Annotated in this window: 19 protein-coding genes and 2 tRNA genes; 14 read left to right on the forward strand and 7 right to left on the reverse strand. The window is 35.2% G+C overall.

Annotated elements, in window-relative coordinates:
* Positions 1 to 86: 86 nt before the first annotated feature.
* From kynU to GQ46_RS07345, 8 genes are all read left to right on the forward strand, one after another.
* On the forward strand, positions 87 to 1,358 hold the full coding sequence (gene kynU, locus GQ46_RS07310; RefSeq protein WP_044399920.1) for a kynureninase: 1,272 nt from the start codon (positions 87 to 89) through the stop codon (positions 1,356 to 1,358).
* A gap of 158 nt (positions 1,359 to 1,516) precedes the next feature.
* Entirely contained in the window at positions 1,517 to 2,920 is a 1,404-nt protein-coding gene (locus tag GQ46_RS07315) for an NAD(P)/FAD-dependent oxidoreductase (protein WP_044399923.1), read from the forward strand.
* Positions 2,921 to 3,099: 179 nt separating this feature from the next.
* Positions 3,100 to 3,507 carry a RidA family protein gene (locus tag GQ46_RS07320; protein ID WP_044404704.1) on the forward strand — a complete coding sequence of 136 codons (408 nt, stop codon included), beginning with the start codon at positions 3,100 to 3,102 and terminating at the stop codon, positions 3,505 to 3,507.
* A 66-nt stretch (positions 3,508 to 3,573) separates the two neighbouring features.
* Positions 3,574 to 5,013, forward strand: a complete 1,440-nt coding sequence (locus GQ46_RS07325; RefSeq protein WP_044404707.1) for an aldehyde dehydrogenase — start codon at positions 3,574 to 3,576, stop codon at positions 5,011 to 5,013.
* Between the two features lie 139 nt (positions 5,014 to 5,152).
* Positions 5,153 to 5,935 carry an SDR family oxidoreductase gene (locus GQ46_RS07330; protein ID WP_044399926.1) on the forward strand — a complete coding sequence of 261 codons (783 nt, stop codon included), beginning with the start codon at positions 5,153 to 5,155 and terminating at the stop codon, positions 5,933 to 5,935.
* A 242-nt stretch (positions 5,936 to 6,177) separates the two neighbouring features.
* Entirely contained in the window at positions 6,178 to 6,711 is a 534-nt protein-coding gene (locus GQ46_RS07335; RefSeq protein ID WP_044404711.1) for a 3-hydroxyanthranilate 3,4-dioxygenase, read from the forward strand.
* 135 nt (positions 6,712 to 6,846) lie between these two features.
* The gene (locus tag GQ46_RS07340) at positions 6,847 to 7,932 is read left to right on the forward strand and encodes an amidohydrolase family protein (protein ID WP_044399929.1); all 1,086 of its coding nucleotides are present in this window, start codon (positions 6,847 to 6,849) and stop codon (positions 7,930 to 7,932) included.
* An 87-nt stretch (positions 7,933 to 8,019) separates the two neighbouring features.
* Positions 8,020 to 8,661: an O-methyltransferase gene (locus tag GQ46_RS07345; RefSeq protein WP_044399932.1), complete on the forward strand. Its 642-nt coding sequence runs from the start codon at positions 8,020 to 8,022 to the stop codon at positions 8,659 to 8,661.
* 88 nt (positions 8,662 to 8,749) lie between these two features.
* On the opposite strand, the gene GQ46_RS07350 is transcribed toward GQ46_RS07345, so the two are convergent.
* Both GQ46_RS07350 and GQ46_RS07355 read right to left on the reverse strand, forming a co-directional pair.
* The gene (locus tag GQ46_RS07350) at positions 8,750 to 8,950 is read right to left on the reverse strand and encodes a dodecin family protein (protein ID WP_044399935.1); all 201 of its coding nucleotides are present in this window, start codon (positions 8,948 to 8,950) and stop codon (positions 8,750 to 8,752) included.
* Between the two features lie 111 nt (positions 8,951 to 9,061).
* On the reverse strand, positions 9,062 to 9,964 hold the full coding sequence (locus tag GQ46_RS07355) for a NifU family protein (RefSeq protein WP_044399938.1): 903 nt from the start codon (positions 9,962 to 9,964) through the stop codon (positions 9,062 to 9,064).
* Between the two features lie 265 nt (positions 9,965 to 10,229).
* On the opposite strand from GQ46_RS07355, the gene GQ46_RS07360 reads away from it, so the two are divergent.
* Positions 10,230 to 11,240, forward strand: a complete 1,011-nt coding sequence (locus tag GQ46_RS07360) for a type IX secretion system membrane protein PorP/SprF (RefSeq protein WP_044399940.1) — start codon at positions 10,230 to 10,232, stop codon at positions 11,238 to 11,240.
* A gap of 172 nt (positions 11,241 to 11,412) precedes the next feature.
* Here GQ46_RS07360 and GQ46_RS07365 read toward each other — a convergent pair.
* The 3 genes from GQ46_RS07365 to mutS all read right to left on the reverse strand — a co-directional run bounded on the left by GQ46_RS07365 (position 11,413) and on the right by mutS (position 14,308).
* Positions 11,413 to 11,496: transfer RNA gene (locus GQ46_RS07365), tRNA-Leu, on the reverse strand.
* A 30-nt stretch (positions 11,497 to 11,526) separates the two neighbouring features.
* A tRNA-Gly gene (locus GQ46_RS07370) sits at positions 11,527 to 11,598 on the reverse strand.
* A gap of 91 nt (positions 11,599 to 11,689) precedes the next feature.
* The gene (gene mutS / locus GQ46_RS07375) at positions 11,690 to 14,308 is read right to left on the reverse strand and encodes a DNA mismatch repair protein MutS (RefSeq protein ID WP_044399942.1); all 2,619 of its coding nucleotides are present in this window, start codon (positions 14,306 to 14,308) and stop codon (positions 11,690 to 11,692) included.
* 157 nt (positions 14,309 to 14,465) lie between these two features.
* Here mutS and GQ46_RS07380 point away from each other — a divergent pair, with 157 nt between their 5' ends.
* Both GQ46_RS07380 and GQ46_RS07385 read left to right on the forward strand, forming a co-directional pair.
* Positions 14,466 to 14,996, forward strand: a complete 531-nt coding sequence (locus GQ46_RS07380; protein WP_044399945.1) for an RNA methyltransferase — start codon at positions 14,466 to 14,468, stop codon at positions 14,994 to 14,996.
* A gap of 12 nt (positions 14,997 to 15,008) precedes the next feature.
* Positions 15,009 to 15,602, forward strand: a complete 594-nt coding sequence (locus tag GQ46_RS07385) for a hypothetical protein (protein WP_156133119.1) — start codon at positions 15,009 to 15,011, stop codon at positions 15,600 to 15,602.
* Here GQ46_RS07385 and folK read toward each other — a convergent pair.
* Positions 15,565 to 16,740: a 2-amino-4-hydroxy-6-hydroxymethyldihydropteridine diphosphokinase gene (gene folK / locus GQ46_RS07390; RefSeq protein ID WP_044399951.1), complete on the reverse strand. Its 1,176-nt coding sequence runs from the start codon at positions 16,738 to 16,740 to the stop codon at positions 15,565 to 15,567. The genes GQ46_RS07385 and folK overlap by 38 nt on opposite strands.
* Positions 16,741 to 16,888: 148 nt before the next feature.
* Between folK and GQ46_RS07395 the strand changes: the two genes are divergently transcribed.
* The 3 genes from GQ46_RS07395 to rpsU all read left to right on the forward strand — a co-directional run bounded on the left by GQ46_RS07395 (position 16,889) and on the right by rpsU (position 20,738).
* On the forward strand, positions 16,889 to 17,593 hold the full coding sequence (locus tag GQ46_RS07395) for a queuosine precursor transporter (protein WP_044399954.1): 705 nt from the start codon (positions 16,889 to 16,891) through the stop codon (positions 17,591 to 17,593).
* A 161-nt stretch (positions 17,594 to 17,754) separates the two neighbouring features.
* Positions 17,755 to 20,442, forward strand: a complete 2,688-nt coding sequence (locus tag GQ46_RS07400) for an AsmA-like C-terminal region-containing protein (protein WP_044399957.1) — start codon at positions 17,755 to 17,757, stop codon at positions 20,440 to 20,442.
* Between the two features lie 101 nt (positions 20,443 to 20,543).
* Positions 20,544 to 20,738, forward strand: a complete 195-nt coding sequence (rpsU, locus tag GQ46_RS07405) for a 30S ribosomal protein S21 (protein WP_044399960.1) — start codon at positions 20,544 to 20,546, stop codon at positions 20,736 to 20,738.
* A 64-nt stretch (positions 20,739 to 20,802) separates the two neighbouring features.
* On the opposite strand, the gene GQ46_RS07410 is transcribed toward rpsU, so the two are convergent.
* Positions 20,803 to 21,597, reverse strand: coding sequence for a DUF2797 domain-containing protein (locus tag GQ46_RS07410; RefSeq protein ID WP_044399963.1), 795 nt, complete (start codon positions 21,595 to 21,597; stop codon positions 20,803 to 20,805).
* Between the last annotated feature and the right edge of the window lie 33 nt (positions 21,598 to 21,630).

Genomic DNA, 21,630 nt, shown 5'->3' on the forward strand with positions numbered 1-21,630 from the left:
ATCAGTCTAAACATTGCAATCGGGTTCTGCCTTCCTTTCTACGCTAATTATTCTTATTTTTGTTGGAAACCGAAAATCGATATACAGTGTCCAACTATAAATTAGGTCCAGACTTTGCCAAACAATTAGATAAAGAAGATCCATTAGCACATTTTAAAAATCAATTTCATATTCCAAAAGATAAAAATGGAAACGAACTCATTTATCTCTGCGGAAATTCTCTTGGATTACAACCTAAAATCACAAAAGACTATATTAATCAAGAACTTGAAGATTGGGCCAATTTAGGCGTTGAAGGGCATACTGAAGGAAAAAACCCGTGGTTACATTATCATGAGTTTTTAACAGAAACTATGGCAGAAGTCGTTGGTGCAAAACCCATTGAAGTGGTCGTGATGAATACACTAACCGCTAATTTGCATTTTATGATGGTGTCGTTTTACAAACCCACACAAAAACGTTATAAGATTTTAATTGAGGCAGATGCGTTTCCTTCAGATAAATACGCAGTAGAATCACAACTCCGCCATCATGGCTTTGATGATACAGAAGGTCTTATTCTTTGGAAAGCGCGCGAAGGCGAAGAATTGGCAAACTACGAGGATTTAGAAAGCATTCTGGAAACACAAGGTGAAGACATTGCTTTAGTTATGATTGGTGGTGTAAATTATTATACCGGCCAGTTTTTCGATTTAAAACGCATTGCAAACTTAGGTCATAAAAAAGGCTGCGTTGTTGGTTTTGACTGTGCCCATGGTGCAGGAAATGTGGCACTGAATCTCCATGATTCTGGAGCTGATTTCGCCGTTTGGTGTACTTATAAATACATGAATTCTGGACCAGGAAGTTTATCTGGTTGCTTTGTTCACGAACGACATGCCAACAATAAATCGCTAAATAGATTCACGGGGTGGTGGAGTCACAATAAACAGACCCGTTTTAGAATGCGTGATGAATTTGACCAATTACCCGGCGCTGAAGGTTGGCAATTATCCAATCCGCCCATATTATCAATGGCTGCCATTCGCGCATCAGTAAATGTCTTTAAAGCCGCAGGATTTGATAATTTAATTAAGAAATCAAAAAAACTAACAGGCTATTTCGAGTTTCTAATCAACGCACTCAATAATCCTGATATTAAAATAATAACCCCTAGCAATCCAAACGAACGCGGTTGCCAACTCTCTATCCAGGTTAAAAATGCCGATAGAGGCCTACATAACAAACTAACAGAAGCTGGAGTAATTAGCGATTGGCGAGAGCCAGATGTGATTCGCTGCGCACCAGTACCTCTGTATAATTCTTTTGAGGATGTGTATGATATGGTTGAGAAATTAAAAACAGTTTTAAACGAATAAAAACCCTTTCCTCCCAACACTTCGAAATAGAAGAAAGCTGGGTTTTGAATTTCAAAAAAGACATTCGAAAGTCGGAAAAGGTTAAAGAGATAAAAAAAAATAAACAGATAGCCACGATTTTTGAAATAAGAAAATTCTGGCAATGACGATTTTATAAAATGAAAAAACAACAAAATATACTCATTATTGGCGCTGGACTTTGTGGCTCCCTTTTAGCCTTAAGGCTAGGACAGCGTGGCTATAACGTCACCGTTTACGAAATGCGTCCAGATTTACGTAAAACAGATATTTCTGCAGGACGCTCAATAAACTTAGCATTCTCAGATCGTGGAAATAAAGCCATGAAATTAGTTGGCATAGAAGACCAGGTAAAAGAACTGTGTATTCCAATGAATGGCCGTATGATTCATGATAAAGAAGGCAACACCTTTTTATCTAATTATAGTGGGCGCGACCATGAATACATAAACTCTATTTCGCGTGGCGGACTTAATGCCTTATTATTGGATGAAGCAGAGAAACACGACAATGTTACGATTCATTTTAATAAACAATGCCAATCGGTAGATTTTGAAAAAACCACCGCTTTATTTCAGGATTACACAACAAAAAAAACATTTATTGAAGATGCAGACTGTATTATAGCTACAGACGGCGCTGGTTCTGCCTTGCGAAAAAGCTATTATTTAGGTAGAAAATTCTTATTTAGTTTTTCACAAAATTACCTCACACATGGCTATAAAGAACTCAGTATTCTTCCAACGGAAACTGGTGATTATAAAACCTATAAAAATGCATTACACATTTGGCCAAGAGGCGATTTTATGGTTATTGCATTACCAAATTTAGATGGGAGTTTTACAGTTACTTTATTTTTAAGCTATGCTGAAGGCGAGTACAACTTCAATAATTTAACCACTCCAGAAATTGTTACGGCCTTCTTTACAAAAGAATTTCCTGATGCTTTAGAGCTCATGCCCAATTTAGTAACCGATTTCTTTGAAAACCCAACAGCGCCTTTAGGGACCGTAAAATGTTCACCTTGGCATTATAAAGGCAATACCCTGTTAATGGGAGATTCGGCTCATGCCATTGTTCCGTTTTACGGACAAGGGATGAATGCCTCTTTTGAGGATGTCGTAGAATTCGACGCTATTTTAGACCAACAGCTAGAGAATTGGGAAGCCACTTTTACGGCCTATGAAAAAACAAGAAAAAAAGACACCGATGCCATTGCCGATTTAGCCATTGATAATTTTCACGAAATGAAAGACCATGTCTCTAATCCTATTTTCCAGGAAAAGCGTAAATTAGAAATGGCTTTAGAAAAAGAATTCCCTAATGACTATTCGTCAAAATATTCATTGGTTACCTTTAATGAACAGATTGGGTATAGAGAAGCCATGCTTCGCGGAAGAGCACAAGACAAAGCGCTTTTAAATTTAATTGCCGATGGAAAAATAGATTTAAACGCAGATTTAAAGCATACTTTAAAATTAGTCTTAAAAGAAACCGAAGACATTTTAGAGGAAGATACTATCGCTAAAACAATGAAGCCTTAAAAAACTAATAATAGAAAAACACCATACCCCAACAATTCCGGATAAAAGAAAGATGCCTTTTTAATTTTCCAAAAGACATTCGAAAATCGGAAAGGTTCGAAAAGGCAAAGAATCTAAAACAAACAGATTGCCGCGATTTTTAAAAATAAAAAACCGCGCAATGACTTAAAAACATAATGATGAGTGACCAAAAAAAAGTAACACCAAGAGGTGCCTACCCACATACCAAACGCGTTGGCGATTTCATTTTCGTTTCAGGCACCAGTTCCCGTAGAGCAGATAATACAATTGCTGGTGTAGATATCATAGACGACATGGGAACAAAACGTTTAAATGCTGAAGTACAAACGCGAGAAGTCTTAAAAAATATTGAAAAGAATTTAGCTAATGAAGGCGCAACATTAAAAGATGTGGTCGACGTGACTTCTTTTCTAGTAAACATGAATGACTTTTCTGGCTATAATAAAGCGTATGCTGAGTTTTTTGAAAAAGAAACAGGACCAACACGAACAACAGTAGCAGTACATCAGTTACCACATCCAGATTTGGTGGTAGAAATAAAGGTGATGGCTTTTAAAAAATTATAAAGCGAAGCCCTTACAGATTTTCAAAACCTGTGAGGCCTAATAAAACAAAATACCTATAAATTAGTGATTACTATTAAAAACTACATCAACGGCGAGTTCCACAATCCTATCAAGAACAACTGGATAGACAACTATTGCCCTGCTAATGGCGAAGTCTATGGTCAACTACCAAACTCAGACAAAACAGATGTTGAAAAGGCCTACAACGCCGCAAAAACTGCTTTCCCAATGTGGTCACAAACCTCATTAGAAGAACGCAGTCGTATTTTAATCAAAATTTCAGAATTATTAGAAGCCAATTTGCAGCGTTTTGCAGAAGCCGAAAGTAAAGACAACGGTAAACCCATTAGTTTAGCTAAAGCAGTAGATATCCCTAGAGCGGCGAGTAACTTTCGCTTCTTTGGAAACGCTATTACACAATTTGCCAGTGAAAGCCATGAAAGTATTGGTCTAAAAGCCATAAATTACACGTTACGGCAACCTATAGGGGTTGTGGGTTGTATTTCTCCTTGGAACTTACCATTGTATTTATTTACGTGGAAAATAGCACCAGCCATTGCAGCTGGAAACTGCGTGATTGCAAAACCAAGCGAAGTCACCCCAATGACCGCCTATTTATTAGGTGAAATTTGTAACGAAGCAGGCTTACCAAAGGGGGTGCTAAATATCGTGCATGGTTTAGGCACTACAACAGGACAAGCCATTATAGCGCATGAAGACATTAAAGCCATTTCGTTTACTGGCGGAACGGCAACTGGTGCCCATATTGCCAAAGTCGCGGCACCCATGTTTAAAAAATTGTCTTTAGAATTGGGTGGAAAAAACCCAAACATTATTTTCGCCGATTGTGATTATGAAGATATGCTGGACACAACAGTCCGTTCTTCTTTTGCTAATCAAGGTCAGATTTGCCTTTGTGGAAGTCGTATTTTTATAGAAGACGCTATTTACGACCGTTTCAAAAAAGATTTTGTAACCAAAGTAAAAGCGTTGAAAGTAGGGCATCCCTCAGAACATGACACAAATATTGGTGCTTTAGTGTCAAAAGCACATTTAGAAAAAGTAAAAGACTATATCGCCATAGCAAAAGAAGAGCATGCAATGGTTCTTTGCGGAGGCAATGAAGTCACTATTAAAGGTTACGAGAACGGTTACTATTTAGAACCAACAGTTATAGAAGTAAAAAATGATGAATGCCGCGTCAACCAAGAAGAAATTTTTGGCCCAGTGGTTACGATTATGCCTTTTAAAACGGAAGAAGCTGTATTAGAAATGGCTAATAAGGTGAAATACGGTCTCTCAGCAACCTTGTGGACCAACGATTTAAAACGCACCATGAGCATGAGCAACCAACTACAAGCAGGCATCGTTTGGGTAAACACCTGGATGCTCCGTGATTTACGTACACCTTTTGGTGGTGTAAAAGCAAGTGGTATTGGTCGCGAAGGAGGTTTTGAAGCGTTACGCTTTTTTACTGAAGCTAAAAATGTTTGTATAAAGTACTAATTCTCACGACAGTGGGAATCTCATAAATTGAAACAAATACTATAAATTAACTGTCATTGCGGGCCTTTAGGTGTGACCATCTGTTAAAAATAGCAGGAAGGCATTATAAAACACCTGCCGCTGCAGAAATAAAAAAAATATGGACTTACAACTCAACAACAAATACGCACTAGTTTGTGGAAGCACAGCGGGCATAGGAAAAGCTACTGCTTTAGCCTTAGCTGAAGAAGGCACTATTGTTACATTAATTGCTAGAAATGAAGACAAGTTAAAAGCTACTTTATTGGAATTACCTCAACACAGAGACCACGACTATATTGTTGCCGATTTCTCCAATTCTGAAGAATTAAAAGCAATAGTGTCAGACTATATTTCGCAACACCATGGCTTTCATATTTTAGTAAATAATACGGGCGGCCCAAAAGGCGGACCTATTTTTTCTGCAGAAATTGATGAGTTTGAGAGTGCTTTTACGCAACATTTAAAATGTAATCATGTGTTAGCACAAACGGTTGTGCCTTTTATGAAAAGTGAAGGTTATGGTCGTATTGTGAATGTGATTTCCACCTCTGTAAAGCAACCCTTAGACGGTTTAGGCGTTAGTAACACCATTCGTGGTGCAGTAGCCAACTGGAGTAAGACTTTGGCTAATGAGCTTGGGCAATTTGGCATTACTGTAAACAATGTATTGCCTGGTGCCACAGGAACCGAGCGCCTAACTGAAATTATAAAAAACAAATCGGCTAAATCTGGAACTACCGAAGAAGACGCCGCCAACGCCATGAAAAACGCAGTTCCGGCAAAACGCTTTGCAAAACCAGAAGAATTAGCTGATGCTATCGCTTTTTTGGCAAGTGAGCGCGCTGCCTATATTAATGGTATTAATTTACCTGTAGATGGAGGCCGTACAAAGTCACTATAATATATTGACCTGTTAGGTTTATAAAACCTGACAGGTCTTTTTTGTATATTAGTACCGTAATTTTGCGTTAAGGATGACTCACAACTTAATTTTTAGAAAATTATGTGCGTGAACCTAAAGGTTTGAGGGTGTTTTGGAGCTCCTCGCAGAGAGCAACTACCTAAAGCCTGACTTTTGTTATTCTGCAAGCTCGTAAAAAGCCAGTAGGCATGAATAAAACTAACGCCCAAATAATAAAACAAATGAGCAACTTAGTATCTCCATTAAATTTTAAAGCTTGGATTGAAGAAAACAGACACCTTTTAAAACCACCGGTTGGCAATAAAGTGGTTTGGAAAGATGGCGATTTCATCGTTATGGTCGTTGGTGGTCCTAACAATAGAAAAGATTACCATTACAACGAAACCCCTGAGTTTTTCTATCAGGTGGAAGGTGACATGGTCTTAAAAATTATAGATCAAGGCACGCCAAAAGATGTGCATATTAGAGAGGGTGATATTTATTTATTACCTCCGAAAGTACCACATTCACCGCAGCGTGGTGCAAATACTGTTGGCTTAGTGATAGAGTACAAACGCCCTGAAGGCATGCGTGATGCGCTACTTTGGTTTTGCGAAAACTGTACGACTAAGTTATACGAAGAAGATTTTACGGTCAAAAATATTGAAACGGATATGCCTAAAATTTTCGATAAATATTATGGTGATAAAGATAAACGCAGCTGCCCAAATTGTGGTGAAGTGATGCAACCGCCGAGTAAAGTAAAGATTGAGTAAAAGTGTTATTCTAAATAGTATTGAAACTACTTAAGTATTATTTAAGAATACTCTGGTAATGAAAAACGTCAACAATACTTGCATGACACTAAAACAAACATTTAATAGACTCCTGCTTTAGTAGGAACGACAAACATGAACAAAAGAAAACTAAGAATAAACGGCCACTCACACTTACTACCTTATCCTGAGGAAATCCCTCAATTTATGCATGATAAAGGTATTTTTTGGGTAGATAAGGATCGGAAATTTATGCTTCAAAAAGACTGGAGTCGTCCTGTAACAGATTCTAGTTTCTTTTTAAATGAGAAACTGGAATGGATGGCACGTTTTAAAATTGATCATGCTGTGGTTTTAAATTTATCTCAGCTTTATGGTAATGGTTTACGTGTAGAGGAAATGAAACAAGCCTTGCGTTTTCAGAATGATTTTAATGCCAAGGTGCAGCGTGAAAATCCAAGTAAATTTACCTGTGGCTTTGTGGTGCATCCTGGCTTTGTACGTGGCGCTTGCTGGGAAATCGAGCGCTGTGTTGAAGAGTTAGGCCTGCAATTGCTTTGTTTACCCACGCACTACATGGATACCATTGGGACCTGGCGTTGTATTTTTGATGAAGAAAATGAGCCCATTTTTGAGCTGGCTAACAAATATAACTTAGCAGTAGAAATTCACCCTTACGATGGTGAGAAATTTATAAAACTAGAAAACACATCTTGGCGTTTTCATTTAATCTGGATGTTGGCGCAATGTGCAGATGCCTACCATTTTTTAACCTTAAATGGCTATCAAGATAAATACCCTAACATGCGCACCTGTTTTGCACATGGTGGTCAACTCGCTCAAATAAATTTAGGGCGTCGTATTCAAGGTTTTGATGGGAGACCCGATTTGTTTGAAGGTAAGAGTCACCCAAGAAAGGCTGTTGGTCACAAAAATATCTTTTTTGATACTTTGGTTCATGACACTGGTGGTTTAGAATTATTAATTAAAAACCAAGGCTCCAAGCAAGTGCTCATGGGGCTAGATGACCCGTATCCATTAGGAGAAATGGAAAGTGAAAAACAGTCGTCTTATCCTGGAAAGATTCTAGATCTAGCTATAGAACGTCATATTATTACAGAAACGCAACATGATGCTATTTGGGAAGATAACGTAATACAATGGTTGTGTGGCGATGATCAGGCGGCAAAAGATAAATTAGTAAAACGGATTTTAGGATAATTTTTTCATCTTTCTGAAAAGGGATAAAGCATCTTTGAGCTGATACTTCGAATGCTCCTATTAAGAAAGTGAATAATTAATGAGACCATGCATTTTATACCAGAAGAATTAGACGATTATGTAGTAGCACATTCTGAAAGTGAACCAGAATTACTGCAACAGCTTACACGAGAAACCTTTCAAAAAATATTGCAGCCGCGAATGTCCAGCGGACCGTATCAAGGTCGTGTGTTAAGCATGATTTCAAAATTAATACACCCTAATAGCATACTGGAAATTGGTACCTTTACAGGCTATTCTACGTTGTGCTTAGCGGAAGGATTGAAGCCTGATGGTACTATTGATACCATAGATATCAATGAAGAGCTCTTTGATTTTCAACGTCAATTTTTTGATAAATCTCAATATGGCTCGCAAATCTTTCAACATTTAGGGAATGCTTTAGAGGTGATTCCGAAACTAAAAAAAACCTTTGATCTTGTATTTATAGATGCCGACAAAGATAATTATATCAATTATTTTAACTTAATTATTGACAGCCTCAATACCGGTGGAATCATTTTATCAGATAACGTTTTATGGAGTGGTAAAGTGATAGAACCACTGGATCCAAAAGATAAAATGACAAAAGCAGTTTTAGATTATAATGCACTTTTAAAAACAGATGAACGTGTTGAAACTATAGTATTACCCATTAGAGATGGCTTGACTATTAGCAGGAAGCGATAATTCCATAACTAATTAATAAGTAGTAAAAAAAACCACCAAAAGCAATAAGCTTTTGATGGTTGAATGATATTTATAAAAAGTAAATGATTTAATCTACTTCAAATGTTATTTTTACATTGACTCTAAAGTCTGTTACTTCGTTATTACTTACGCTTGCGCTCTGTTCTTTAACATAAACCGAACGAATGTTCTTAACACTTTTTGACGCGTGTTTTACTGCTTTTCTGGTTGCGTCTTCCCAACTTTTATCAGAGTTTGATAATATTTCTATAACTTTTAGTACTGCCATAATTTTTGGTTTTTAAAGATTAATACAAGACTAAAGTTACAAAGAATTAGAGTATTTCATGACTTAAAAAAAGCCAAATGATTGTTAATCTTCTTAATAAAAGACCAATAACTACCCATTTATAGCTTCAACAGTATTTACTTTACCAGCCAACATTTCCTTTAGCATATTTTCTATCCCATTTTTTAAAGTGAAGGTCGATGACGGACAACCACTACAAGCGCCTTGTAAAATAACTTTAACGGTTTTAGTCGCTTCGTCGTAAGATTGAAATTCAATATTACCACCATCACTCGCTACAGCTGGTTTTACATACTCTTCTAAAATGTTTATTATTTCTTTTGAAGTATCGTCTAATGTTTCAAAATGTGCATCAACCTTTTCGGCAGTTTTAGCGATTGTTTCTGGAGCATTGACAGCTATAATTTCTTTTCCGTTTTCAATATATGATCTAATAAATTCGCGAACCTCGTTAGTAATATCATTCCAATCTGCTACATCATACTTCGTAACCGACACATAATTTTCATCTATAAACACACTTTTTACAAACGGAAAATGAAATAATTCCGTAGCCATAGGCGACGCCTTTGCTGTATCAATTGAAACAAATTCATAGGTAGCAGTCACTAGTTTTTTATTTGCTACAAATTTCATTACTGATGGGTTAGGTGTGCTTTCCGCGTATACCGTTACTGGTACTTTTTTTGGTGCATCATCTTGGTTAATTACAACACCATCTGCATTTAGGTAGTCTTCAATTTGATTTGCAACTTCCTTTTGAACATCTTCCCATTCCACTATACTAAATCGCTCGATGGCAACAAAATTACTGGTAATGTAAACCTTTTTAACAAAAGGTAAATAGAATAATTGTTGTGCTAATGGCGAGGCTTTTGCTTCGTCAATATTATTAAATTCGAAACTTTGATGTTGCGTTATAAACTGATTTATTTCGAACTTTAATATAGAAGGATTTGATGTTTCCTGTATGGTGACTTTAAACGTATTCATCTGCAATTAAAATTTTATGCAAAAATACTAAAAGAAAGTAGAGATATCTATATATTTGAGGATTAAAGGTAAACCCAATGTATTGAAAAACTTGGCATTTTCTGCTAAAACCTTTTCATCTTGGTAGCTTTAACTTTTGTGACCTAAATAATATCAATGAAAGTTATATATTTGACTTCAAAATAATTTATTCGATAAAAGTGAGTTATAAATAGCGTTAGCTGTTTGTTTAAACCTATATCAATCTACCTCGAAAAAAGAGATTATGAGATTAAAATCAATATTCATATTAGTCATTACTTTATTAGTGAGCAGCAAAATTGCTCACACACAAGAAGGACTTCCTATCTATTCAGATTACTTAACAGATAATTATTATTTAATTCACCCCTCTATGGCTGGTGTTGCCAATTGCTCAAAAGTGAGAATCACTGGTCGCCAACAATGGTTTGGAGATGATGATGCACCAGCGCTATTGACGGCTAGTGTTAATGGTCGCATTGGAGAATCTCAGTCAGGTATTGGAGGTATTGTTTATTCTGATAAAAATGGCTACCATTCTCAAACAGGTGCCTATGCTACTTATGCGCATCACCTTATGTTCTCAAGAAATGAGGTTGACTTAAACATGCTCTCTTTTGGTTTGAGCGTTGGAGTTATTCAATACAAATTAGATGAATCGAAATTTTTACAAGATGGTTTCGATCCAATTATTGCAGGTATAGAACAATCGGCTTCTAATTTCAATGTCGATTTTGGTTTTTCATATCACCTCTATAACTTTTATGCCCATGCTACTGTTAAAAATTTACTAGAAAATGACGGTGTAAATTTTAACGAACAAGGCTTAAGCTATCAAAATTTAAGAACGTACCTGTTTTCTTTAGGCAATACCTTTAGCAACTATAATAATGATTGGAGCTTTGAGCCTTCAGTGATGTTTATGTACAGAGATGCCACTGAGGAAGCTTCTTTTGACGTCAACCTAAAAGCCTACAAAAGCACAGAATTTGGTAAGCTGTGGGGTGGTATTTCTTACCGCAGAAGCTTAGATGGCGCTGAGTTTTTAGACGGCCCAGGTGTTAGTAGTCAAAAACTGCAATACATTACACCAATTCTTGGTGTAGACGTAAACAATTTCATGTTTGCTTATACGTATAGTTACCAGGCCAATTCAGTAGTGTTTAATAATGGTGGATTCCACCAAATAACTTTAGGCTATAACTTTGGTTGTAGAAAAGAACGCTACAGTTGTAATTGTCCTGCGGTTAACTAAACAAAAAACAACGGAATACAAAACCCACCAAGAGTAAGCTTTTGGTGGGTTTTGCTTTTTAATGTTTTTGTTAATGACTACCATCCTTTGGTTTAGTAAAACATATAAATTGTAATACATAGTAAAAAAAGAGCATAAAAAAAGCCTTTATCTATATCGATAAAGGCTTTAGTACTCGGGACGGGACTTGAACCCGTACGTCCTAATGGACATTGGATTTTAAGTCCAACGTGTCTACCAATTCCACCACCCGAGCGTGGAATATTTTTAAGAAAAAATTTCTCAGAGCGAAAGACGGGATTTGAACCCGCGACCCCCACCTTGGCAAGGTGATGCTCTACCCCTGAGCTACTTTCGCAGTCTTTTAAATGAACTAACAATATTGCTATTGCGGTTGCAAATTTAAAACTTTTCTCCTAATACCAAAGGGTTTTTTAAAAATAATTAAATTAATTTTTTACTGCTTTGGTCTTCACCAACATACGCTTGATTTCATTTAGCTTCATGAGTGCCTCAATAGGGGTTAACGTATCAATATCGGTTAAAAGGATCTCTTCTTTTATCTGTTCTAACAACGGATCGTCTAAATTAAAGAAACTAAGTTGCATTTCGTCCTTTATAGACTTTACCTTATCTGTGAGCTCCTCACTGGAATGTGATTGCTCTAATTTTTTTAGAATCTTATTCGCGCGATGCAAAACTTGCTGAGGCATTCCTGCTAATTTTGCCACATGAATACCAAAACTGTGTTCACTTCCACCTTCTACTAGTTTTCTAAGGAAAAGTACATTGTCTTTTAATTCTTTAACCGACACATTAAAATTCTTTATCCTTGGAAACGTCTCGGTCATTTCATTTAATTCATGATAATGGGTGGCAAACAAGGTTTTGGCTTTAGCTGGATGCTCATGGAGGTATTCGCTAATCGCCCAGGCTATTGAAATTCCATCATAAGTACTCGTTCCTCTTCCTATTTCATCTAACAGCACTAAACTGCGTTCTGACATGTTGTTTAGAATGGAAGCCGTTTCATTCATTTCTACCATAAAGGTCGATTCTCCCATAGAAATATTATCACTAGCCCCTACTCTGGTAAAAATTTTATCTACTAAGCCTATTCTAGCGGTTTTTGCAGGCACAAAACTTCCTATTTGTGCTAACAACACAATCAATGCTGTTTGCCTCAAAATAGCAGACTTCCCAGACATGTTAGGCCCCGTAATCATAATAATTTGTTGCTGCTCTCTATCTAAAAAAAGATCATTAGCAATATACTGCTCGCCAATGGGTAGCTGTTTTTCAATAACAGGATGACGTCCTTCTTTAATTTCTAAATCGTGAGAATCATCAATGGTTGGATAACTGTAATCATTTTCATTGGCGAGTTGTGCAAAACCGCAAAGGCAATCTAATTGCCCAATGAGATTAGCATTTTGCTGTACTGGCTTGATATATTGGTTCATCCAAACCACTAAATCTCCAAACAACTGTTGTTCTATAGCCAAAATGCGTTCTTCTGCGCCTAAAATTTTAGATTCGTACGCTTTAAGTTCCTCTGTAATATAGCGTTCTGCATTCACCAAGGTTTGCTTACGAACCCATTCTTCTGGCACCTTATCTTTGTGTGTATTTCGAACCTCAATATAATAACCAAACACATTATTAGACGCTATTTTTAATGAGGTAATTCCTGTGCGTTCACTTTCACGCTGTAGCATTTTGTCGAGGTAGTTTTTACCAGAAGTAGACAACCCTCTTAACTCATCTAGCTCGGCAGAAAAACCAACGGCAATGGTATTTCCTTTTAAAACATTTACTGGCGCTTCTTCGTTTAGCGTCGTTTTTATTTTTCCGCGTAAGACCTCACAACTTTGAAGTGTGTCTCCAATGATTTTAAGCGATTCGTTGTCACAATTCGCAGCTAAAGTCTTTATTGGAACAATGGATTCTAATGAATTTTTAAGCTGAATAACTTCTCGCGGACAAACCTTTCCTGTCGCTGTTTTAGAAATCAATCGCTCGATATCTCCAATGGACTTAATATGATTCTGAATTTTTTCGTGTATGGTTTTCTCCGTTTTTAAAAAAGAAACCACTTCATGACGTTGTTTTATTTTTTCAACATTCTTTAACGGAAGTGCCAACCAACGTTTTAATAATCTCCCACCCATTGGTGAGATGGTTTTATCAATAACATTTAATAACGTGACCGCATTATTATTTGTTGAATTATAAAGTTCTAAGTTTCTAATGGTAAAACGATCCATCCACACGTATTCATCTTCGGCAATTCTTGAAATTGATGTAATGTGCTGCAGTTTATTGTGTTGTGTTTCGGCCAAATAATGCAAAATAGAGCCCGAGGCAATAATGCCTTCATTTAAATCTTCGACGCCAAAACCTTTAAGCGATTTTGTGTTGAAATGTTTTAATAAGGTTTCATTCGCATAATCGGTTTGATAGACCCATTCTTCCAAATTGAAGGTATGAAAGTCCTTACCAAAGCTTTCATTAAATTTTGAGCGTTTCTGTTTTGAAACTAATATTTCACTTGGACTAAAATTTTGAAGTAGTTTGTCTATGTATTCTTGATTTCCTTGAGAGGTTAAAAATTCGCCGGTAGAAATATCGAGAAAAGCGACTCCTATACTGTTTTTCCCGAAGTACACCGAACATAAGAAATTATTCGTTTTCGATTGAAGCACCTCATCATTTAATGCCACCCCTGGTGTTACTAATTCTGTTACTCCTCGTTTTACAATGTTTTTTGTTAGTTTTGGATCTTCTAATTGATCACAAATAGCCACGCGCTCTCCTGCTTTTACTAATTTAGGCAAATAGGTGTTTAATGAATGATGAGGAAAACCTGCTAATTCGATTTCTGATTCACTACCTGCACCTCTTTTGGTTAAAATAATACCTAAAATCCCAGCAGCTTTTACAGCATCGCTTCCAAAGGTTTCATAAAAATCACCGACACGAAAAAGCAATAAAGCGTCGGGATACTTTGCTTTAATGGCATTGTATTGTTTCATTAAAGGTGTTACTTTTTTTGTTTTTGCTGCCAATTAAATTTTGTTTTAAGTAAGTTTGCAATGTAGTTAAATATTGATTTTTTTTGAAGTCAATGGTAACGAAGTTATTGATAATTATTCACAAGCGATGTGTGTTTCATTTTAAAAGATTGCCACGTCGTAAACTCGTCGTAATGACGCGATTTATTTTATGCGAAAATTAAAAAACAGCGAATTAGACCGGTTAACCGTTAGTGATTTTAAAGGGGCAAAAAAAACACCAATCGTTATTGTTCTAGATAATATACGCAGTTTAAATAATATTGGTTCTGTATTTAGAACCAGCGACGCTTTTTTAATTAAAAAAGTCTATTTGTGCGGTATTACCGCTAAACCCCCACATAAAGACATTCACAAAACAGCTTTGGGAAGTACAGATACCGTCTCATGGGAATATGTTGAAAACACCATCGATTTAATTGCGCAATTAAAAGCGCAGCAAATTATTGTGTGCGCTATTGAACAGGCTGAAAATGCGACTATGCTCAACGCTTTTTTTCCAGAACCAGATAAAACATACGCTTTAATATTTGGCAACGAAGTAAAAGGTGTTACACAAGATGTTGTGAATGCAAGCGATGTTGTTATTGAGATCCCACAATTTGGCACGAAACACTCTTTAAACATCTCGGTGAGTTGTGGCGTTCTCGTTTGGGATTTGTTTTCAAAATTAACTAGTTAAAACTTAAATTTTATGCGTTTATATCCATTACTATTAATTACGCTTTTGTCTATTACATGTCTTTCATGCGATACGAAAAAGAACTACAGTCTTAGTGACTCCGAAAAAGCACAGTTGAATAAAACAATTGATTCTATCTACGAGATTAATCGATTGACCAGAAAATCATTCGATAACACAGACAAACTCTACGGTTTGAACAGAAACACCTTTATGAAGTCTGAAGATTTTAAAAGACAGTATTTAGATTCTATTACTTATGACTTATATCAAAAATCAGTTGATAGTTTATCAAAAATGATGCTCCGTCATGATAGTTTGAGTACCAGATTAATTATTGATATTACCAGAGAATATGGCTTTCCAAGTCATAGAAGATTAGGATCAAAAATATCTAAAACCTATTTAATATTTGCCAATGCTCCAAAATCATATTTTGAAGAAATAGAAGCTTTGATACAAGAAGAATATGAGGCTGGCCGAATGATAGAATTTAAAAAAGAATATATTTTATGGCATACTGGAGGCAGAAAAACCTTACCACCTATGGCTGGTGCAAGAGGAGAGGCTATATGGCAGAAACCTCTGGATCGTGCGAACAAATAGCATCCAAGATAAATAAATAATCTTCCCGGCTTTTCATAAAATCACGATTAGAAATATCAATGACCTTAATATTCAATTCGGTTTGATTCTTTAAGAACTTCAAATACCCCGAGTTGATTTTTTCTAAATAGTCATTGTCAATATTTTGCTCGTATTTTCTACCGCGTTTTCTAATGTTTTCCTGAAGTGTTTCGGTATTTTGATAGAGGTAAATATATAAATCTGGTTTGGCGATGTCTTTATACATTAAATAGAATAGTTTTCTATACAACCTAAATTCATCTTCATGCAGCGTGATTTTTGAAAAAATCAGTGATTTAAAGATATCATAATCGCTAACTATAAAATCTTTAAAGAGATCTAACTGCGATAAATCGTCACTAATTTGCTGATATCGATCTGCTAAAAAAGACATCTCTAAAGTAAAGGCATAACGCTGTGCATCTTCGTAAAATTTTGGCAGAAAGGGATTGTCTGCAAAGCGTTCTAAAATAAGTTTCGCATTATAGTCTGTGGCAATTTTATTTGCTAAGCTTGTTTTTCCCGCACCTATATTACCCTCAATAGCGATGTAGTTGTATTTTGAAAAGTCATGCTGTTTACTTGGATTTTTTAACCAGATATTTATAGGCTCTAAACTGCTATTATCTTCACAAACATCCAATAATTCAGTAATGGTTTTATCAAATTTTGGATGCCTTAGTTTTGGTGCTATCGTATGCAAGGGTTCTAAAACAAACCTGCGTTTGTGCAATTCGGGATGTGGTACTTGTAAGGCCTTAGTAGTAATGACCGCATCACCATCTTTAGACGTTACTAATAAAATATCTAAATCCAGCGTTCGGGATTGGTAGCCTTCTTTCTTAGTTCTTACGCGGCCCAGACTAGTTTCAATAGCTAATAATTCTTTTAAAACTTTAAAAGGTTTTAAATCACTTTCCAATAGCAAACAGGCGTTGTAAAAGTCCGCAGCTTTATCGCCCTCATTAAAGCCAAAAGGCGGCGTTTTATAGACCCTTGAAATTAACCTCACACAACCAATACGCCTATAAATAGCATCAATAGCAGCCTGTAAATTATTTAATTTATCGCCTGTATTACTTCCGAGTGCTACGTAAAAATGTTGTGCTTGTGACATAAGAGAAAGCAAAATAACTAAAAGTAAATGGTTTCTTTTATCTTTACTCAAACTATTTATTAACGATTTTTATTCCCTGATAAGAGCGCCGTAGTTTAAAAACACTAACTGCACTTAATACACAAAAGAAAATCAAAACAAAGGCAATATGACCCTAAAAAACAAACTACTTGCACAACGTATTTACCTTTTTTTAGGGGCTTTATTCATTACCTCTCTGGTTGTTTCTAATCTAATTTTTCAGAAGTTCTTCTATTGGTATCCTATAAAATTCGAGGTTTTCGGAAGTCGGTTGTTTGAAATTTCGGTTGGCATTTTACCCTATCCGATTACCTTTTTAATTACCGATTTAATTAGTGAGATTTATGGCAAAAAGAGAGCTAACGATATTGTTATTGCTGGTATTTTCGCCTCCTTGTTTTCATTACTCATTATTTTGGTAGCCAATAGTGCTCCTGCAACGTCATGGTCCTATGTTAAAGACGAGATGTTTACTACCGTATTTGGTAATTCTGCACTCGCAGTATTTGCTAGTATGCTAGCTTATTTACTTGCTCAGTTTGTAGATATTCAAATTTATCATTTCTGGAAACGCATCACCAAAGGAAAAAAACTTTGGTTGCGAAATAACTTTTCCACCTGGCTTTCACAATTGATAGACACTCTTACTATTCTTTTATTGCTATGTTCATTTGGTATTATTCCTTGGAAACATTTTTACGGATTATTGGTCAGTGGCTTTCTGTTTAAAGTCATTATTGCCGCCTTAGACACTCCTTTCTTATACTTAGGTGTTTACTTATTTAGAAAGCATTTTAACCTTAAGATTAACGAAGAACTAGATTTATTGTAAATTTATCATAAAACATAGTTTGCTTTGAACTTTTTTTAACAATTTTGTGTATCTTAAATTACGATTATTTTTAACTAAAATTCTCATTATCAATAACCAAATTGTAGTGCGATAACATTAAGATTTCTGCCTTTGTAGAAATAAAAATAAAATACCATTCAATGAAGAAAATCCTAAAAATAACAGGAATCACATTACTAATCATCATACTGCTCTTAATAGCCGCCCCTTTTGTTTTTCAGTCACAAATAAAAGATATGGTTCGCAATTTCATTAATCAAAATCTAAATGCAAAAGTTGAATTTGCAGATGTTAGTTTGAGTTTCATTAGTAGTTTTCCTCAAGCCAATGTCACTGTAGATGAACTAAAAATCACCAATTTTGAGCCGTTCAAAGACGAAACACTGGCAAGTGTTAAATCTTTTTCTTTTGATATGTCGGTAAAAGAATTATTCAAAAGTGCAAGTGAAGGCCCTGTAATAATTAATAGTATTGCTATTAACGAGGCTTTAGTTACTCTAAAAATAAATAAATTTGGAGACACGAATTGGGATATTGTTAAAGAAACAGAAAATACAAAAGACACCACTACAACCTCTGAGGCATTCACCCTTGACATTAAAGATTATGCCATAAATAATAGCGCTTTAACCTATTTAGATGAAGAAAATAATACTAAAGTTTATGTTACTGAATTAAATCATACTGGAAAAGGCACATTTTCTGAAACCGTTTCAGAATTAGACACTAAAAGCAAAGCAAATGTGACGTTAAGTATTGAAGACACTGAATATTTGAGCAACAACAAAATTAAATTGGATGCTTTAATTGATTTGGATTTAGAACAAAACAAATATACATTTAAGGAAAACAAGGGTTTTGTAAATAACCTACCTCTAGAATTTAATGGCTATGTACAAAATGTAGAAAATGGTCAAAACATAGCTATCTCCTTTGAGAATCTTGGTTCAGATTTTAAAGATTTCCTAGCGGTTATACCCGAGATCTATTCTAAAAATATTAGCAACGTTCAAACTTCAGGCACCTTTAAAGTCAATGGTATTATTAAAGGGTTGGTTTCTGATGAAACCATTCCTACCTTAGACATCAACGTGGTTTCCAATAATGCGTCGTTTAAATATCCCGATTTACCAAAAAGTGTTCAAAACATAAGCATTAATGCAACGGTTAAAAATACTACTGGAAAAACAGAAGACACTTTTTTAGACATTAAAACTTTAAACTTTAGAATTGATGAAGATGTATTTAAATCTTCGGCAACCATAAAAAACATCACTGGCAATCCTGCTGTAAACGCCACTGTTGATGGTGTTTTAAATTTAGCAAACCTCTCCAAAGCGTATCCTATAGATCTGGACAATCCTTTAAACGGTATTTTAAAAGCTAAAATCGATACAAACTTCGACATGAATGCTATCGAGACCAATGCCTACGAACGCATAAAAAGCAATGGAAATATTAGCCTAACTGGTTTTGAATATACTTCAGCAGACCTTATTAACCCTATAAAAATATCTCAAGCCAATGTTAGTTTTGATCCAATGACCGTAAAACTAGAGCATTTTAAAGCGACTACTGGAAAAACAGATTTAGATGCAACAGGAACTATTAATAACTTGCTGGGCTTTTTATTAAGCGATAAAAAGCTAAAAGGCAATTTTAATATTAATTCTAACACGTTTATGGTTAGTGATTTTATGACTGAAGGTGTGGCTGAGAAATCAACGAACCAAAGTACAGAACCAAAGGACAAACTTAAAATTCCTGCCTTTTTAGATTGTACCATAACTGCAGACGCCAAGACTGTTATATATGATAATTTAATCCTTAAAGATGTTAAGGGAACTTTAGTCATTCAAGATGAAAAAGCGGACTTCAAGAAAATCACAACAAATATTTTTGATGGCAACTTATCACTTAGTGGTATTGTAGATACAAAAACAGAAGTCCCTACTTTTAATATGGATTTAGGTATTGAGAATTTTGATATTTCACAGTCTTTTAGCAATCTGGACATGTTAAAAGCCTTAGCCCCAATAGCACAAGCACTACAAGGGAAATTAAATAGCGCCATTAGTGTTAATGGCAACCTTGGCGATGATTTCACACCCGTGTTAAAGAGTATTGCTGGAGGTGCTTTAGCAGAATTATTAACAACACGTATTGAACCAAAAAATGCTGAATTATTTGAGGCGCTATCGAGCAAATTAAATTTTATAGATTTCGATAAATTAGATTTAAAAGACCTTAAAACCGCTTTAAAATTTGACAATGGCAAAGTAAGTATTTCACCTTTTAATATAAATTATAAAGACATTGGCATCACCGTAGGTGGTTCTCATGGCTTTGATAAAACAATGGATTATAATCTGGTTTTTAATGTTCCTGCTAAATATTTAGGAAGTGACGTTAACCGACTAATTGGAAAAATAAATGATCCAGAGGTTAATAACATCTCTATTCCAATTACCGCAAATTTAACAGGCAGTTTTGATAACCCAAAGGTCTCTACAGATCTAACAAGTGGTGTTAAACAATTAACAGCGCAACTTATAGAAATTGAAAAGCAAAAACTACTTAATACAGGTAAGGATAAAATAAAAGACCTCTTAGGCGGAATTACTGGCAACCAAACACCTAAAGACTCTACAAAGACTCAAACCAACGCGCCTGTGAAAGACATTATTAAAGATGTTATTATGGGTAGTGGTAATACGTCACCAAACAATTCGTCAACAAAAGATTCTACAAATTCAACAGGAGATCCGGTGAAAGAGATCCTAGGTCTTTTTGGAAAGAGAAAGAAGAAAAAGGATACTGTAAATTAAATTGAAATAAAAAAATTAAAAAAAGTATTTTGCTATTGTAGAAATTAAAAGTAAAACGTACATTTGCAACCTGAATTTTAAGACACACATAATATATAGATATGTTAAGAATAGAAATTAAAGACGGAGAGAATATAGAAAGAGCATTAAAACGTTACAAAAGAAAACACCGTAACATTAAAGTAATGCAAAACTTAAGAGAAAATCAATTCTTTACTAAGCCTTCTGTAACTCGCAGACGTCAAATTCAAAAAGCGTCTTACATCCAAGGATTAAGAGACGCAGAAAACGTATAATAATTACGTTTTAGCTTTATAATATAGTAAACCTCGCATTTTTAAAATGCGGGGTTTTTTTGGTTTACATTATCTCAACAGAAACCACACTTCCTTCATTACCTCGAATATTACAAACGGTATTGTCTTCAAAAATAAGATACTGCCCTTTTATTCCTTTTAAAACCCCCTGGTAAGTGCCTGCTTTTTCAAAATTTAAGCTTTTAGGTTTTTCAGGATATTGCAAGACTGGAAATTCTATAGTCGTTTCCGTATTATTTTCAATAAAATATTCCTGTGCTTCTATTGGAATGTACTGCTTGAGGGTATTCCTCCATATCACTAAATTTTCATCTTCCACATCGTTTTTAAGCATTTTTCGCCAATTCGTTTTATCTGCAACGTGGTCTTTCAAAGCAACTTCAGTAATTCCCGCCAAATACCTGTTGGGCACTTCAACAATCTCGATAGCTTCGTGAGCACCTTGATCTATCCAACGTGTAGGTACTTGTGTTTTTCTTGTCACACCAACTTTTACATTACTTGAATTTGCTAAGTACACAATATGAGGTTGTAGTTGCACTTTTTTCTCATATTCTAAATCACGATCTTCTTTATCTAAATGAGCCACACTTAATTCTGGTCTCATTATCCAATCTGCAGCCTGAGGAATATCAAAAAAACAGCTTTTACAAAAGCCTTGTCTGTAAATAGGCTTGTCTAATTTACAGTTTAAACATTGATGCTTAACAAATTGAAACTTGAGTGTTTTATTTAATAACTGATTCATATGAATAAAATCATTTTCAAAAACTAGATAGTACTGTATAGGCTGAGAAAATTCAGTAGTCATTTTTGTCAAAACGCCTTGGTAAGTCATAAAAAAAAGTGTTATTTTTAAACTCTAAATATA

Source organism: Lacinutrix sp. Hel_I_90 (assembly GCF_000934685.1).
Lineage (GTDB): Bacteria > Bacteroidota > Bacteroidia > Flavobacteriales > Flavobacteriaceae > Lacinutrix.

Coding starts and splice junctions, on each gene's coding strand:
- GQ46_RS07315 (WP_044399923.1), top strand. CDS start 1,517: ATGAAAAAACAACAAAATATACTCATTATTGGCGCTGGACTTTGTGGC.
- GQ46_RS07320 (WP_044404704.1), top strand. CDS start 3,100: ATGAGTGACCAAAAAAAAGTAACACCAAGAGGTGCCTACCCACATACC.
- GQ46_RS07330 (WP_044399926.1), top strand. CDS start 5,153: ATGGACTTACAACTCAACAACAAATACGCACTAGTTTGTGGAAGCACA.
- GQ46_RS07335 (WP_044404711.1), top strand. CDS start 6,178: ATGAGCAACTTAGTATCTCCATTAAATTTTAAAGCTTGGATTGAAGAA.
- GQ46_RS07340 (WP_044399929.1), top strand. CDS start 6,847: ATGAACAAAAGAAAACTAAGAATAAACGGCCACTCACACTTACTACCT.
- GQ46_RS07345 (WP_044399932.1), top strand. CDS start 8,020: ATGCATTTTATACCAGAAGAATTAGACGATTATGTAGTAGCACATTCT.
- GQ46_RS07350 (WP_044399935.1), bottom strand. CDS start 8,950: ATGGCAGTACTAAAAGTTATAGAAATATTATCAAACTCTGATAAAAGT.
- GQ46_RS07355 (WP_044399938.1), bottom strand. CDS start 9,964: ATGAATACGTTTAAAGTCACCATACAGGAAACATCAAATCCTTCTATA.
- GQ46_RS07360 (WP_044399940.1), top strand. CDS start 10,230: ATGAGATTAAAATCAATATTCATATTAGTCATTACTTTATTAGTGAGC.
- GQ46_RS07380 (WP_044399945.1), top strand. CDS start 14,466: ATGCGAAAATTAAAAAACAGCGAATTAGACCGGTTAACCGTTAGTGAT.
- GQ46_RS07385 (WP_156133119.1), top strand. CDS start 15,009: ATGCGTTTATATCCATTACTATTAATTACGCTTTTGTCTATTACATGT.
- folK (WP_044399951.1), bottom strand. CDS start 16,740: ATGTCACAAGCACAACATTTTTACGTAGCACTCGGAAGTAATACAGGC.
- GQ46_RS07395 (WP_044399954.1), top strand. CDS start 16,889: ATGACCCTAAAAAACAAACTACTTGCACAACGTATTTACCTTTTTTTA.
- GQ46_RS07400 (WP_044399957.1), top strand. CDS start 17,755: ATGAAGAAAATCCTAAAAATAACAGGAATCACATTACTAATCATCATA.
- rpsU (WP_044399960.1), top strand. CDS start 20,544: ATGTTAAGAATAGAAATTAAAGACGGAGAGAATATAGAAAGAGCATTA.
- GQ46_RS07410 (WP_044399963.1), bottom strand. CDS start 21,597: ATGACTTACCAAGGCGTTTTGACAAAAATGACTACTGAATTTTCTCAG.